Here is a 14,292-nt window from a genome sequence, read left to right as displayed (position 1 = left end):
CACGTGCTCAATTAAGCGCCTTCTGCAAAAAGCGTCCCCCCAACTTTGCCAAATTTCGATACCACCCCCGAATAATGGCTCACTACCATCGGCGAAAGCCTGCCCGTCCACTCACCGCAAAGCCTTGCGGCGTCGAGCAAGCGGAAAACTCCGGAGCGTCCGATGAAATCAGAGTCCAACAGTCAGCACGTCGGTAAGGTCACGCATCACGAGTTGAAGCAGACGCTCGGCACGTGGCAACTATGGGGAATCGCGGTCGGTCTCGTGATTTCCGGCGAATACTTCGGCTGGAGTTATGGCTGGGCGAGCGCCGGCACGCTCGGCTTTGTCATCACGGCCGTCTTCATCGCCGCGATGTACACCACCTTCATTTTCAGCTTCACCGAGCTCACCACGTCGATTCCGCACGCGGGCGGCCCGTTCGCGTACGCGCGTCACGCGTTCGGCCCGACGGGCGGTTATCTCGCGGGCGCCGCCACGCTCGTCGAATTTGTGTTTGCGCCGCCGGCCATCGCGCTCGCAATCGGCGCCTACCTCCACGTGCAGTTCCCGGCGCTCGAACCGAAACACGCGGCAATGGGCGCGTATCTCGTCTTCATGGCCTTGAACATCGTGGGCGTGCAGATCGCGGCCGCGTTCGAACTATGCGTCACGCTGCTCGCCATTTTCGAATTGCTCGTTTTCATGGGCGTCGTTTCGCCGGGCTTTCACTGGTCGAACTTCACGAAGGGGGGCTGGGCCGGCGCGGACACGTTCAGCATGGGCTCGTTTAACGGCATGTTTGCGGCGATTCCGTTTGCGATCTGGTTCTTCCTCGCGATCGAAGGCGTCGCCATGGCCGCCGAAGAAGCGAAAAACCCGAAGCGTTCCATTCCCATCGCTTATGTCGCGGGCATTCTGACCCTGGTGGTGCTCGCCATCGGCGTGATGGTGTTCGCGGGCGCGGCCGGCGACTGGACGAAGCTCGCGAATATCAACGACCCGCTGCCGCAAGCGATGAAATACATCGTCGGCGAACATAGCGGTTGGATGCATATGCTGGTGTGGCTCGGACTGTTCGGTCTCGTCGCGTCGTTTCACGGCATCATCCTCGGCTATTCGCGGCAGATTTTCGCGCTGGCTCGCGCGGGCTATCTGCCGGAATGGCTCTCGAAGGTGCATCCGCGCTTCAAGACGCCGCATCGCGCGATTCTGGCGGGCGGCGTGATCGGCATCGCGGCGATCTACAGCGACGAGCTGATCCAGTTCGGCGGCCAGACGCTCACCGCGAACATCGTGACGATGTCCGTGTTTGGCGCTATCGTGATGTATATCATCAGCATGTTGTCGCTTTTCAAGCTGCGCCGCGCCGAACCGGACATGGAGCGTCCGTTCCGTGCGCCGCTCTTTCCGCTGTTTCCGGCCTTCGCGCTGGCGGCCGCGGTGATCTGTCTGGCGACCATGGTGTACTTCAACTTCCTGGTGGCCGTGGTGTTCGCCATCTTTCTCGCGCTCGGCTACGTCTATTTCCTGTTGACGCGCCATCAACGCGAGGCCGCGCCGACGGACGCCTTGCTGGAAGAATGACCGACGAAGCCGCTGCGCGCAGCGGCGCCGCAGTCGCAAGCTGGAGTCGTAAAAGATGAGCTATACGGAGACAATCGGCAGCCGAACATATCGCTTTGCCGATCTGAAAACACTCATGGCGAAGGCGAGCCCGCAACGTTCCGGCGACCAACTCGCCGGCGTCGCGGCAGCAAGCGAGGAGGAACGCGTCGCCGCGAAAATGGCGTTGGCGCAGGTGCCGTTGCGTACGTTCCTGAATGAAGCGCTGGTTCCTTATGAAAGCGACGAGGTCACGCGTCTTGTGATCGACACGCATTCGCCGCAGGCATTCGCCGAGATTTCGCATCTGACGGTGGGCGACTTTCGCAACTGGCTCTTGAGCACGTCGACGGATGCGGATGCGCTCACCCGTATCGCCGCGGGTCTCACGCCGGAGATGGTGGCCGCTGTTTCGAAGCTGATGCGCAATCAGGATCTGATCGCGGCGGCGCGCAAACGCCCGGTCATCACGCGCTTTCGCAACACCGTGGGACTGCCGGGCCGCATGTCGGTGCGTCTGCAACCGAATCATCCGACGGATGACGTCAAAGGCATTGCTGCCTCCATGCTCGACGGCCTGATGTACGGCTGTGGCGATGCAATGATCGGCATCAATCCGGCCAGCGACAATCTCGCCGCCATCACGAAGCTGCTGCTGATGATCGACGACTTCCGTCAGCGCTACCAGGTGCCCACGCAATCCTGTGTGCTCACGCATGTCACCAATACGATTGCCGCAATCGAAAAAGGCGCGCCCGTGGACCTCGTGTTTCAGTCGATTGCCGGCACGGAAAAAGCCAACGCCGGTTTCGGCATTTCGCTCGCGCTGCTGCAGGAAGCGTATGAAGCGGGACTGTCGCTCAAACGCGGCACCGTCGGCAGTAATCTGATGTACTTCGAAACGGGGCAGGGCAGCGCGCTCTCCGCGGACGCGCATTTCGGCGTCGATCAGCAAACCTGTGAAGTGCGCGCGTATGCGGTTGCGCGCAAGTTCAACCCGTTTCTCGTGAATACCGTGGTGGGTTTCATCGGCCCTGAATACCTGTACGACGGCAAGCAGATCACGCGCGCCGGTCTTGAAGATCACTTCTGCGGCAAGCTGCTCGGCGTGCCGATGGGTTGCGACATCTGCTACACGAACCACGCGGAAGCCGATCAGGACGACATGGACAACCTGCTCACGCTGCTCGGCGTCGCGGGCATCAACTTCATCATGGGCATTCCGGGCGCGGACGACGTGATGCTCAATTATCAAAGCACGTCGTTTCATGACGCACTATACGTGCGCGACGTGCTCGGCCTGCGCCGCGCGCCTGAATTCGAGGAATGGCTGGAGTCGATGCAGATCACCGACGCACGTGGCGCACTGCTCAGCGCATCGCCACAGCAACCGCTGCTCGAGGGCGCGCGCGACTGGATGGGTATCGCATGAGTGATTTCGTCGACAAGAACCCGTGGAATGCGCTGCGCCAGTTCACCAATGCGCGCATTGCGCTGGGCCGCGCGGGCAGCAGTGTGCCGACTGCGCCTTTGCTCGCGTTCAATCTTTCGCATGCGCAGGCGCGCGACGCCGTGCATCATCCGCTGGACACAGAGGCATTGCATGAGCAGTTGCATGCGCTCGACTTCACAACGCTCGACGTGCATAGCGCCGCGCCCGATCGCGAGCATTACTTGCGGCGCCCGGATCTCGGGCGGCGCCTGTCGGACGAGAGCCGCGCCGCGCTCGCGCAGTTAGCGAACGAGTCGCCGGATGTCGTGTTCGTGATTGGCGACGGCTTGTCGGCCTTCGCCGCGTCGAAGCAGGCGGTTCCGCTGCTGCAAGCCGTGGTGCCGCAGCTTGCGGACTGGAGGATCGGTCCTGTGGTCGTCGCGCGGCAAGCGCGCGTTGCACTCGGCGACGAGATCGGCGAGCTGCTGCACGCGAGGATCGTGGTGATGCTGATCGGGGAACGGCCAGGCCTCAGTTCGCCCGATAGCCTCGGCATCTACCTCACGTATGCGCCGAAAGTGGGTTGCAGCGACGCGCAGCGCAATTGCATTTCCAACGTGCGTCCGGAAGGACTCGACTATCCGTTGGCTGCCCACAAACTGCACTATCTGCTCACGCATGCGCGGCGTCTCGGTCTCACCGGCGTCGGACTGAAAGATGACAGCGACGCGTCGCTGCCCGCTGGGCCAGCAGCGCCCGCGATCGGCGCCGCGGCAAACTCCAGCCCCCATCCGTAAAGCCCCGGCGCACACGCCAGCGCGACCTGGACGCGGCTTCACGCATCGGCGCGCTGCACAGGGTGCGATTCGAGCCACGCGTTTTCGTCGTCGTCAAATAGACGCGAGCGCGTGAGAAAGCGCAAACCCGTGGGCCGTTCAAGCGAGAACATGCCGCCGTTGCCCGGCACCACGTCGATAATCAACTGCGTGTGCTGCCAGTACTCGAATTGCGAATCGCTCATGTAAAACGGCACACCGGCGAGCGTGCCGAGCTTCACGTCGGACGAACCGACCATGAATTCGCTGCGCGGAAACAGCATCGGCGCGCTCCCGTCGCAGCATCCGCCGGATTGATGGAACAGCACGTCGCCATGCTCCGCGCGCAATCTGTCGATCAACTCGATTGCGGCAGGCGTTGCAATGACGCGAGCCACTTCTTGTTTGTCGGCCATCGTAGGTCCTCGCAGAAATAAAGCGAGCCGCGCAAGGCGGCCCGCTTGAACAGAGTCGCTAGCGTTGCGCGCTTAGAAGAAACCGAGTGGTTTCTCGCTATAGCTCACGAGCAGGTTCTTGGTCTGCTGATAATGGTCGAGCATCATCTTGTGATTTTCGCGGCCAATGCCCGATTGCTTGTAGCCGCCAAACGCCGCGTGGGCCGGATATGCGTGGTAGCAATTGGTCCACACGCGGCCCGCCTGAATCTGCCGGCCGAAGCGATAGGCGCGCGTGCCGTCGCGTGTCCAGACGCCCGCGCCGAGACCGTACAGCGTGTCGTTGGCGATTTCGAGCGCTTCTTCTTCGGTCTTGAACGTCGTGACCGACACCACCGGCCCGAAGATCTCTTCCTGGAAGATGCGCATCTTGTTGTTGCCGCGGAACACAGTCGGCTTCACGTAATAGCCCTTGCTCAGTTCGCCGCCAAGTACGTTGCGTTCGCCGCCGATCAGACACTCGGCGCCTTCCTGTTTGCCGAGATCCACATACGACAGGATCTTCTCCAACTGCTCCTGCGAAGCCTGCGCGCCGATCATCGTCTTCGTATCCAGCGGATGACCCTGCGTGATCGCCGCGACGCGTTTTAACGCGCGCTCCATGAAGCGGTCGTAAATCTTTTCATCGATCAATACGCGCGAAGGGCACGTGCACACTTCGCCCTGATTCAACGCGAACATCGCGAAGCCTTCGAGCGCTTTATCGAAGTAGCTGTCGTCCTGACTCATGACGTCGGCGAAAAAGATGTTCGGGCTCTTGCCGCCCAGTTCGAGCGTGACCGGAATGATGTTCTGGCTCGCGTACTGCATGATCAGGCGACCCGTGGTGGTTTCGCCGGTGAAGGCGATCTTCGCGATGCGCTTGCTGGAGGCGAGCGGCTTGCCTGCTTCCAGACCGAAACCGTTGACCACATTCAGCACGCCGGCGGGCAGCAGGTCCTGAATCAGTTCGACGAGCACGAGAATCGATGCGGGCGTTTGCTCGGCGGGTTTGAGCACGACGCAATTGCCGGCCGCGAGCGCAGGGGCGAGTTTCCACACCGCCATGAGAATCGGGAAATTCCACGGAATGATCTGACCGACCACGCCGAGCGGCTCGTGAAAGTGATAGGCCACCGTGTCGTCGTCGATCTCGGAGATCGAGCCTTCCTGCGCGCGCACCGCGCCGGCGAAATAGCGGAAGTGGTCGATGGCCAGCGGAATGTCGGCGGCCATCGTTTCGCGCAGCGGCTTGCCGTTGTCGATCGTTTCAGCGACCGCGAGGCGCTGCAGGTTCGCTTCCATGCGGTCGGCAATGCGGTTCAGAATGTTCGCGCGATCCGTCGTCGAGGTCTTGCCCCATGCAGCTTTCGCACGGTGCGCGGCATCCAGCGCCAGTTCGACGTCGGCCTCACGGGAGCGCGGAATGGAAGTGAACGGCTCGCCCGTGATCGGCGACACATTGTCGAAGTACTCGCCACCTACCGGCTTCACCCATTCGCCGCCGATAAAGTTCGCATACTGCTTTTTGTACGGGAATTCGGTCGTCAGAAACTGCATCTCCGCGTGATTCATCTCAGTGCTCCTCACATGTTTGAATGGGCTATAGTCGGCGCGATGCTGCGCTCGGGTTGCAATCCGTTGAAGCTGGCCGCGAGACCCTTGGAGCCAGAACCATGCCAATGCACCTGGCTGGTGAGCCGTGCACGCACGGCAGGCACGGGCGCACCGCGGCGTGGGGTCGAGGCTCGAACGGGCAACAGGCGGGCGCGTCGTTTCTGAGCAGTGCTGTTGTTGCTGTTCACGAATTGAACAGGGGCCTGGCCCATGCTGGAGCAGTCGGCGCGATGATCGGCCGCGCACGATCGGCATGGGACTTGCCTTGTTTTTTCTCTTCGATAATCCATCGCGCGGATTCGCCATGACGATCGAAACCCTCAGCGACACCTTCGCAAACGCAGCGCCCCCCGCAGCTTCAGCGCGCGCGCCGCAGCCTAGCTTCCGCGTGCAGACCCGCATTGCTCACGACGCGGACGAGCAGGCGCGCAACCTTCACGGCTGGCATCAAACCTACGACCAGCTGACCGCAGGCAGCTTTGTCGGCGGTTTGACGGAGCTGTGCGTCGATCACATGCAGATCTTCGTCGAAACGACGAGCCACACGCTGCGGCAAACCTGCGAGGTGCAAAAAGACGCGTACTGGTTCGGCATTCCGACGTGCCGCGCGGGCTCGGGCCGCATCGACGCGCAGATCATTGCCGGCGATGCACTCGCGTTTCGTCCTGGCGGCATCGAGTTCGAACTGCTGACGTCGGCGGGCTACGAGATTTTTGGCGTGGTCGTGAAGAGTGACGTGTTGCGCCGTTATGCAGCGGATGTCGAACACGTCGTGCTGGCGGAGCAGTTGGCGCACACTGAGGTCGTGCCCATCGGCATGGAGCGCAAGGAGCGTTTGTGCGCTTCGTTGCGCGAGCTTCTCACGCAAAGCGCGGCGAGCGGCGCGCCTTTGTCCGCGCCGGCGCGCGAGAGCCTGCAAGCCGCGGTGCTGGGCGCGCTGTTCGATGCATGCGCGTTGCCCGCCGCGCTTGAACCGCTTGCCATGCCGACACGTGTGCGCCGTCAGTCGATCGTCGCGGAAGCGCGCGACTATGTGCTCGCCAATCGCGACCGCGCGGTCGGCGTGCCCGAGCTGTGCGAGCGGCTGCATGTCAGCCGGCGCACGTTGCAGTACTGCTTTCAGGACGTGCTCGGCATGGCGCCCGCCCACTACGTGCGCGCGATCCGCCTGAACGGCGCGCGGCGCGATCTGTGCAACGCATCGCGCGATGCGCGCTCGGTGCAGGACGTCGCGGCCGCCTGGGGTTTCTGGCATATGAGCCAGTTTGCGACCGATTATCGCAAGCTCTTCGGCATGCGCCCTTCGGACACCTTGAAGGCTGCGATCGACGCGCATTCTGCCGGCAGCAACCGCTCGTTCGCGCACTAGCCCGTTTTCGACGCCTCGGGCATCACGCGGTGCGCAAGAGCGCCCGCGTTTATTTTCTCAGCAGCCGCAAGCCGTTGGCCACAACCAGCAGGCTCGCTCCGACGTCGGCGAATACGGCCATCCACATGGTGCCGAGACCCATCACGGCCAACACCAGAAAGACGCTTTTGATGCCGAGCGCGAGCGCGATGTTTTGCACGAGCACCGCATGCGTCGCTTTCGACAGGCGGATGAAGAGCGGGATCTTGCGCAGGTCGTCGTCCATCAACGCGACGTCCGCCGTCTCGATTGCGGTGCCGGTGCCCATTGCGCCCATCGCGAAGCCGATGTCCGCGCGCGCCAGCGCGGGCGCGTCGTTGATGCCGTCGCCGACCATGCCGACGCTCGCGCCTTCAGCCGACCATTGCGCGATAGCGTCGAGCTTGTCTTGCGGCAACTGGTTACCACGCGCTTCGTCGATCCCGACCTGCTCGGCGATCGCCGCTGCCGTGTGCGGATTGTCGCCGGTGAGCATGGCCGTGCCGACGCCCATGCGGTGCAATTCGGCGATAGCGGCGCGGCTCGTCTCCTTCACGGTATCCGCGACGGCGAAAAGGGCGAGCACGCGCTGGGCATCGATCAGGAGTACGACGGTTTTGCCTTCGCGCTCAAGCGCGTCAAGCCGTGCTTCGAGCGAGGGCGAGCAGCGTCCGAGCTCTTCCGCCAGCCGATGATTGCCCAGCCAGTAGGTGAGGCCGTTTATTTCACCGCGCGCGCCGCGTCCGGCGAGTGCTTCGAATGAATCGACGGCGAGGTGCGCCACGGCGTCTTTTTGCGCGGCGCTCGCAATCGCCATCGACACCGGATGGTCCGAGCGCGCTGCAAGACTCGCGGCGAGCCCGCGGCAAAGTGCAGCGCGAGTGCCGGCATGGATGGGGGTGTCGGAGCGCGCATCCGTGTTCGCGTCCGCGTCGGCAAAGATCGCGAAGTCGGTCTGCACCGGTTTGCCGTGCGTAATCGTGCCGGTCTTGTCGAACGCGAGGCGGCGCAGCTTGCGGCCCTGTTCGAGATAGGTGCCGCCCTTGATCAGAATGCCCTTGCGCGCAGCCGCCGCAAGACCGCTGACGATGGTGACCGGCGTCGAGATGACGAGCGCGCACGGACACGCGATCACAAGCATCACGAGCGCTTTGTAGATCCACGCCTGCCATACTCCGCCGAAAACGAGCGGCGGCACGAGCGCCACCGCGAGCGCGACGGCGAACACGAGCGGCGTGTACACGCGCGCAAACTGATCGACGAAACGTTGCGTGGGCGCTTTGGTGGCCTGCGCTTCCTCGACCGCATGGATGATGCGCGCAAGCGTCGTATTGCCGGCTGGGGCCGTCACGCGATAATCAAACGAGCCCGCCTGGTTGATGGTGCCCGCGAACACCGCGTCGCCCACGTTCTTGTCGACCGGCAGGCTTTCTCCGGTAATGGGCGCCTGGTCCACACTCGAGCGTCCGGCGACGATTTCTCCATCGAGCGCGATCCGCTCGCCGGGCTTCACGCGAACCCGCGCGCCCGGCGCGATCGCCTTGATGGCGGTGAGCCGCCAGCCGCCGCCCGGCTGCTGCACGCTCGCCTGCCCGGGCGTGAGTTGCATCAAGTCCTGAATGGCGTGGCGGGCGCGGTCGAGCGACCTGGCCTCGATCAATTCGGCGACGGTGAAGAGCACCATCACCATCGCCGCTTCCGGCCATTGACCGAGGATCAGCGCGCCGGTCACCGCGATGCTCATCAACGCATTGATATTGAGGTTGCCATGGCGGAGGGCGAGCCAGCCCTTGCGGTAGGTTGTGAGCCCGCAGGAGCCGATGGCGACGATCGCGAGCGCTGCTGCTATCCAGGCAGGCGCGCCGAGCCACCCAGCGGCCTCAGAAGCCGTCGCTGCGACGGCCGCGAAGGCGAGCGGGAGCCATGACCCCGAGCGTGCGCTGCCCCGCGCGCGTGGCCCGTCTTGCACGGTCTTCGGCGCGCCGTGCGAATTCGCCTCGGCGATTTCCGGCGTGAAGTCCAGCGAACGCAGCGCGCCGAGAACCGCGTCGAGTGCAGCGGGCGCGTGGACGACGGTCAGCACGCGCTGCATCAGATTGAACTCCATGCTGCGCACGTCCGCCATGCGGCTCAGCTTCTTGCGGATCAACGCTTCTTCGGTCGGACAATCCATTTGCATGATGCGGATTGCCGTGCGCACGTCGCCGTCCGCCGCTTCGGATGGCGGCGGCACATCGGCTCGCAGCGGCATCGGGGCGGGGCCGCGCGCGCCGCAGCAGTGGCCGCACGCTGGGTCGTGCGCGGGCTTTTCATGGCGATGCTCCTGCCGATCGGCACCGGTTTCGTTCTGTTCCTCGCGGTCGGTGTTCACCTTGTGCGCGTGCTGCATGGTGGCTTCCTCGTTGGATTTGTGGTCTAGTAAACACCTTGAAGCCACTACAAGGTCAAGGCCGGTATCGGAGGGCCCATGAAAATCGGCGAATTGGCGAAAATTGCCCATTGCACGACCGAAACCATCCGCTTCTACGAGAAAGAAGGGCTGTTGCCCGAAGCGGAGCGCACCGAGGCCAATTACCGCAGCTATTCGGCGAAGCACGTCGAGCGGTTGCGCTTCATCCGCAATTGCCGCGCGCTCGACATGACGCACGACGAAATCCGCGCGCTGCTCAGTCTGACCGACGCGCCGGCCAACGGCTGCGGCGGCATCAACGACCTGATCGACGAGCACATTGCGCACGTCGATACGCGTATCGACGAATTGCAGCAGTTGAAGGCGCAACTGCGTGCGCTGCGCGAGCAATGTCACGGCGAACAGGCGGTCGAAGACTGCGGCATCGTGCAGGGTCTCAGCGAAATGGACGTGAGCGCACCGCGCGCGCGGCACACGCATCTCGGTTAATGCGGCATTCCGGTTTATGCCGTCAGCGAATCAACCATCGAATCCAGTTGGAGAAGCAACGTGTTTACATGTAGAAATCAGTCCTGCGGCGCGCAGTGGGAGCAGTCGGACGTCGTCATCAAAAACGAGGGGCAGGGGCTGCTTTTCCGTTGCCCCTTGTGCGGGGCGCGCAATTACGTCGAACGTTTCGAAGGCGACGACGGCTCGGTGCTCTATGAGCAAATGGAAGGCCGTCCGTCTCCCGGCCCCATGGCCGAATAAGCGCCATTTGCCCGTATTTTTCTTTCGGCCTTGAGCCGATCACGAGTCATCATCTTATGAACAGTCCCATCACGGCCGGCGCGCCGTTCAGCCAACTGCCGCTGCCGGCCGCGGCGCTCGCGAATCTCACGCAGCTCGGCTACGTCGAGATGACGCCCATTCAGGCCGCGAGTCTGCCCATTGCGCTCGCCGGCCACGATCTGATCGCCCAGGCAAAAACGGGCAGCGGCAAGACCGCGGCGTTCTCGCTCGCGCTCCTCGCGCGTCTCGACGCGCGCAAGTTCGCCGTGCAGGCCATGGTGCTGTGCCCGACGCGCGAGCTCGCCGATCAGGTCACACAGGAAATTCGCCGTCTCGCGCGCGCGGAAGAAAACATCAAGGTGCTGACCTTGTGCGGCGGCACGCCGATGCGGCCGCAAACCGCCAGTCTCGAACATGGCGCGCATATCGTGGTCGGCACGCCGGGCCGCATCATGGATCACCTCGAGCGCGGCAGCTTGCCGCTGCAATCGCTCAATACGCTCGTGCTCGACGAAGCGGACCGCATGCTAGACATGGGTTTCTTCGACGACATCGCAACTGTCGTCAGGCAATGCCCGAAGGAGCGGCAAACGCTGCTTTTCTCGGCGACGTATCCGGAGGGCATTGTCAAGCTCAGCCAGCAGTTCCTCCGGAATCCGAAGGAAGTGAAGTTGGCCGAGCGTCATGACGATACCAAGATCCGCCAGCGCTTCTATGAAGTGAGCGAAGACGAGCGTCTGCATGCCGTCGGGCTGCTGCTCAATCACTATCGCCCGGTGAGCACGCTCGCGTTTTGCAACACGAAGCAGCAATGCCGCGATCTGCTCGACGTGCTGCGCGCGCAGGGGTTTCATGCGCTCGCGCTGCACGGCGAACTCGACCAGCGCGAACGCGATCAGGTGCTGATTCAGTTCGCGAATCGCAGCTGCTCGGTGCTGGTCGCGACAGACGTCGCCGCGCGCGGCCTCGACATTGCGCAACTGGAGGCAGTGATCAACGTCGACGTCACGCCCGATCCTGAAGTGCACGTGCACCGGATCGGCCGCACGGGCCGCGCCGATCAGGAAGGCTGGGCATTGAGCCTCGCGAGCATGGACGAAATGGGCCGGGTGGGCGGTATCGAGCAGGCACAAAAGCGCGAGGTCGAGTGGCACAAGCTGTCCGAACTCACGGCAACGAGCAATGAGCCGCTCTTGCCGCCCATGGAAACGCTGCAGATTCTCGGCGGCCGCAAGGAAAAAATCCGTCCCGGCGACGTACTCGGCGCGCTCACGGGCGAGGCCGGTTTTGCCGGTTCGCAAATCGGCAAGATCAACGTGACGGAGATGTCGACCTATGTGGCGGTTGAACGCAGCATTGCCCGCGAAGCAGTCCGCAAGCTGAGCGCGGGCAAGGTGAAGGGCAAGAAAGTGAAGGTGCGGTTGATGGACGACGCGTGATCCGTTGGCGGCCCGCGCATCACATCCCGTCATGCCGCCGGGATGTCCCGCCGCCTTTTCTTCTGCCCAACGCGCCTGCCAGCCGCCCGCCCGCTGCGCTGCGCCTTCGCGCAAGCCATGAAATAAACGCATGCGCGGCATGACAAAGTTTCGATTGTGATGCTTCTTTGGCTGATGCCTAATCACTGAACCGGCACTCGACCGGAATGGCCGGCACGCGTACTGTGCCGCCGCCAGTCCGCCGCCGGATGGAGATAGGGAGAAGCCTTATGCAGAGCGCCATGCAAGCTCGCTCGAAATTGCCTGACATCGGCACCACGATTTTCACCGTGATCGGCCAACTGGCCGCGCAACATGACGCGCTGAATCTGTCGCAAGGCGCGCCGAATTTCGCGCCGGACGCAAAGCTGATTGACGGCGTCGCGCACGCCATGCGCGCCGGCCATAACCAGTATGCGCCGATGTCCGGCATCGCCGCGCTGCGCGAAGCGCTCGCGGACAAAGTGCATAGGCTCTACGGCGTGCGCTATGACCCCGCGAGCGAAGTGACCGTCATCGCAAGCGCGAGCGAAGGTCTTTATTCGACCATCAGCGCATTGGTCCACCCGGGCGACGAAGTGATCTACTTCGAGCCTTCGTTCGACAGCTATGGACCGATCGTACGGCTGCAAGGCGCAACGCCTGTGCCGATCAAGTTGTCGCCCGACGACTTTCATGTGAACTGGGACGAGGTGGCCGCGGCCATCACGCCGAAGACGCGCATGATCATCATCAACACGCCGCACAATCCGACCGCGACCGTGCTCGGCGAAGCGGACATCGCGCGTCTCAAGGCGCTCACGCGCAACACGGACATTGTGATTCTGTCCGACGAAGTCTACGAACATGTGGTGTTCGACGGCGCGAAACATCAAAGCATGGCGTGCCACAGCGAGCTGGCCGAGCGCAGTGTGATCGTGTCGTCGTTCGGCAAGTCGTATCACGTCACCGGCTGGCGCGTCGGCTATTGCCTCGCGCCCACTGAACTGATGAACGAGATCCGCAAGGTGCATCAGTTCATGGTGTTTTCCGCCGATACGCCGATGCAATACGCGTTCGTCGACGCATTGGCCCATCGCGAGAGCTACCTCGGCCTGTCCGCTTTCTATCAGCAAAAGCGCGATCTGCTCGCGCATGGTTTGCGCGAATCGCGCTTCGAGCTGTTGCCAAGCAAAGGCAGCTTCTTCATGCTCGCGCGCTTTCGCGGTTTCTCCGACGAAAAGGACAGCGATTTCGTGTTGCGCCTGATTCGCGATGCGCGCGTGGCGACCATTCCGCTGTCCGCGTTCTATAGCGACGGCACCGATTCGGGCCTGATTCGCCTGAGCTTTTCGAAGGACGACGCCACGCTAATTGAAGGCGCTCGCCGCTTGTGCGAGATCTGAGACTGGCTGCATACTCGCGCGACGGCGGCATTTTTGAACGCAGTATCATCGTCGCGCCGTTGCACATTCACACGCTGCGTGTTCGTACTACTACTCAACCGAAGGAAAGGGACTTGCCATGAAACTGCTCAAGCCTCTGCTGGCGCTGGCCTGCGCATTCGCGTCGCTGGCGGCTTCGTCCGGCGCGATTGCCGCCGATACATCGACGCTGCGTTTCGGGCTCGAAGCGCAGTATCCGCCATTCGAATCCAAAGGTCCTAACGGCGAGCTGCAAGGTCTCGACATCGATGTCGGCAAGGCCGTATGCGCAGCCGCGCATATGACCTGCAAATGGGTCGAGACGTCATTCGACGGTTTGATCCCCGCGTTGCAGGGCCGCAAATTCGACGCGATCAATTCGGCGATGAACGCCACCGAGCAGCGCCGCCAGACCATCGACTTCACGACGGTTGTTTATCGCGTGCCCACGCAACTGATCGCGAAGCGCGACAGCGGTCTGCTGCCGACGGCCGAAGCGCTGAAGGGCAAGCGTGTGGGCGTGCTGCAGGCGTCGATTCAGGAGACGTTTGCGAAGACGCATTGGGAACCCGCCGGCGTCACCGTGGTCTCGTATCAGGATCAGAACCAGGTTTACACGGACCTGGTCGCGGGGCGCCTCGACGCAACGCTCGTGCTCGCACCCGCGGGGCAAACCGGTTTTCTGTCGAAGCCGAGCGGCAAGGACTACGCATTCGTCGGACAGCCGGTGCGCGACGACAAGATTCTCGGCAGCGGTATCGCTTATGGCATTCGCAAGGGCGACACAGCACTGCGGGACCGTTTGAACGCGGCCATCGCGAAGGTGCAGGCCGACGGCACGGTGAAGACGCTCGCTGCGAAATACCTCGGCGATATCGACGTTTCAGCGAAGTAAGGGCCCGCGGTGTGTGGGGCGCAGCTCGACACCGCATAAGTCCGCGTGTCAGTTGGATGCGGACGC

Annotated in this window: 12 protein-coding genes; 9 read left to right on the top strand and 3 right to left on the bottom strand. The window is 62.9% G+C overall.

Annotation, left to right across the window (positions count from 1 at the left end; genetic code table 11):
• Nucleotides 1–162: 162 nt before the first annotated feature.
• The 3 genes from eat to eutC are packed head-to-tail and all read left to right on the top strand — an operon-like array spanning nucleotide 163 to nucleotide 3,813.
• Complete coding sequence (gene eat, locus ACEN8U_RS13500; RefSeq protein ID WP_013586784.1) at nucleotides 163–1,566, top strand: ethanolamine permease; 1,404 nt, start codon at nucleotides 163–165, stop codon at nucleotides 1,564–1,566.
• Between the two features lie 55 nt (nucleotides 1,567–1,621).
• Complete coding sequence (locus tag ACEN8U_RS13495) at nucleotides 1,622–3,016, top strand: ethanolamine ammonia-lyase subunit EutB (protein ID WP_015001351.1); 1,395 nt, start codon at nucleotides 1,622–1,624, stop codon at nucleotides 3,014–3,016.
• Nucleotides 3,013–3,813, top strand: a complete 801-nt coding sequence (gene eutC, locus ACEN8U_RS13490; protein WP_310104621.1) for an ethanolamine ammonia-lyase subunit EutC — start codon at nucleotides 3,013–3,015, stop codon at nucleotides 3,811–3,813. Before ACEN8U_RS13495 ends, eutC begins: the two co-directional genes overlap by 4 nt.
• A gap of 38 nt (nucleotides 3,814–3,851) precedes the next feature.
• Here eutC and ACEN8U_RS13485 read toward each other — a convergent pair whose 3' ends face one another.
• Together ACEN8U_RS13485 and adh are read right to left on the bottom strand one after the other, a co-directional pair.
• On the bottom strand, nucleotides 3,852–4,247 hold the full coding sequence (locus ACEN8U_RS13485) for a DUF779 domain-containing protein (protein ID WP_013586787.1): 396 nt from the start codon (nucleotides 4,245–4,247) through the stop codon (nucleotides 3,852–3,854).
• 72 nt (nucleotides 4,248–4,319) lie between these two features.
• Nucleotides 4,320–5,840 carry an aldehyde dehydrogenase gene (adh, locus tag ACEN8U_RS13480; RefSeq protein ID WP_035482059.1) on the bottom strand — a complete coding sequence of 507 codons (1,521 nt, stop codon included), beginning with the start codon at nucleotides 5,838–5,840 and terminating at the stop codon, nucleotides 4,320–4,322.
• A gap of 346 nt (nucleotides 5,841–6,186) precedes the next feature.
• Here adh and ACEN8U_RS13475 point away from each other — a divergent pair, with 346 nt between their 5' ends.
• Nucleotides 6,187–7,251, top strand: coding sequence for a helix-turn-helix domain-containing protein (locus tag ACEN8U_RS13475; RefSeq protein WP_310104624.1), 1,065 nt, complete (start codon nucleotides 6,187–6,189; stop codon nucleotides 7,249–7,251).
• A gap of 49 nt (nucleotides 7,252–7,300) precedes the next feature.
• Here ACEN8U_RS13475 and ACEN8U_RS13470 read toward each other — a convergent pair whose 3' ends face one another.
• Nucleotides 7,301–9,658 (bottom strand): heavy metal translocating P-type ATPase, encoded by a 2,358-nt coding sequence (locus tag ACEN8U_RS13470; protein ID WP_015001356.1) that lies wholly within the window; start codon nucleotides 9,656–9,658, stop codon nucleotides 7,301–7,303.
• Nucleotides 9,659–9,736: 78 nt separating this feature from the next.
• Here ACEN8U_RS13470 and cadR point away from each other — a divergent pair, with 78 nt between their 5' ends.
• The 5 genes from cadR (at nucleotide 9,737) to ACEN8U_RS13445 (ending at nucleotide 14,226) form a co-directional block, all read left to right on the top strand.
• A complete protein-coding gene (gene cadR / locus ACEN8U_RS13465; protein WP_013586791.1) occupies nucleotides 9,737–10,168 on the top strand; it encodes a Cd(II)/Pb(II)-responsive transcriptional regulator in 432 nt (143 codons plus the stop codon).
• 60 nt (nucleotides 10,169–10,228) lie between these two features.
• On the top strand, nucleotides 10,229–10,429 hold the full coding sequence (locus ACEN8U_RS13460) for a hypothetical protein (protein ID WP_013586792.1): 201 nt from the start codon (nucleotides 10,229–10,231) through the stop codon (nucleotides 10,427–10,429).
• Nucleotides 10,430–10,485: 56 nt separating this feature from the next.
• On the top strand, nucleotides 10,486–11,889 hold the full coding sequence (dbpA, locus tag ACEN8U_RS13455; protein WP_015001357.1) for an ATP-dependent RNA helicase DbpA: 1,404 nt from the start codon (nucleotides 10,486–10,488) through the stop codon (nucleotides 11,887–11,889).
• Between the two features lie 269 nt (nucleotides 11,890–12,158).
• On the top strand, nucleotides 12,159–13,313 hold the full coding sequence (locus ACEN8U_RS13450) for a pyridoxal phosphate-dependent aminotransferase (RefSeq protein WP_310104627.1): 1,155 nt from the start codon (nucleotides 12,159–12,161) through the stop codon (nucleotides 13,311–13,313).
• 118 nt (nucleotides 13,314–13,431) lie between these two features.
• A complete protein-coding gene (locus tag ACEN8U_RS13445; RefSeq protein WP_310104630.1) occupies nucleotides 13,432–14,226 on the top strand; it encodes an ABC transporter substrate-binding protein in 795 nt (264 codons plus the stop codon).
• Nucleotides 14,227–14,292 lie beyond the last annotated feature (66 nt).

Source organism: Paraburkholderia phenoliruptrix (assembly GCF_047325075.1).
Lineage (GTDB): Bacteria > Pseudomonadota > Gammaproteobacteria > Burkholderiales > Burkholderiaceae > Paraburkholderia > Paraburkholderia phenoliruptrix.
The sequence above is the reverse complement of the archived record's forward strand: the minus strand, read 5'-3'. Positions and strand labels throughout refer to the sequence as shown.

Coding starts and splice junctions, on each gene's coding strand:
- eat (WP_013586784.1), top strand. CDS start 163: ATGAAATCAGAGTCCAACAGTCAGCACGTCGGTAAGGTCACGCATCAC.
- ACEN8U_RS13495 (WP_015001351.1), top strand. CDS start 1,622: ATGAGCTATACGGAGACAATCGGCAGCCGAACATATCGCTTTGCCGAT.
- eutC (WP_310104621.1), top strand. CDS start 3,013: ATGAGTGATTTCGTCGACAAGAACCCGTGGAATGCGCTGCGCCAGTTC.
- ACEN8U_RS13485 (WP_013586787.1), bottom strand. CDS start 4,247: ATGGCCGACAAACAAGAAGTGGCTCGCGTCATTGCAACGCCTGCCGCA.
- adh (WP_035482059.1), bottom strand. CDS start 5,840: ATGAATCACGCGGAGATGCAGTTTCTGACGACCGAATTCCCGTACAAA.
- ACEN8U_RS13475 (WP_310104624.1), top strand. CDS start 6,187: ATGACGATCGAAACCCTCAGCGACACCTTCGCAAACGCAGCGCCCCCC.
- ACEN8U_RS13470 (WP_015001356.1), bottom strand. CDS start 9,658: ATGCAGCACGCGCACAAGGTGAACACCGACCGCGAGGAACAGAACGAA.
- cadR (WP_013586791.1), top strand. CDS start 9,737: ATGAAAATCGGCGAATTGGCGAAAATTGCCCATTGCACGACCGAAACC.
- dbpA (WP_015001357.1), top strand. CDS start 10,486: ATGAACAGTCCCATCACGGCCGGCGCGCCGTTCAGCCAACTGCCGCTG.
- ACEN8U_RS13450 (WP_310104627.1), top strand. CDS start 12,159: ATGCAGAGCGCCATGCAAGCTCGCTCGAAATTGCCTGACATCGGCACC.
- ACEN8U_RS13445 (WP_310104630.1), top strand. CDS start 13,432: ATGAAACTGCTCAAGCCTCTGCTGGCGCTGGCCTGCGCATTCGCGTCG.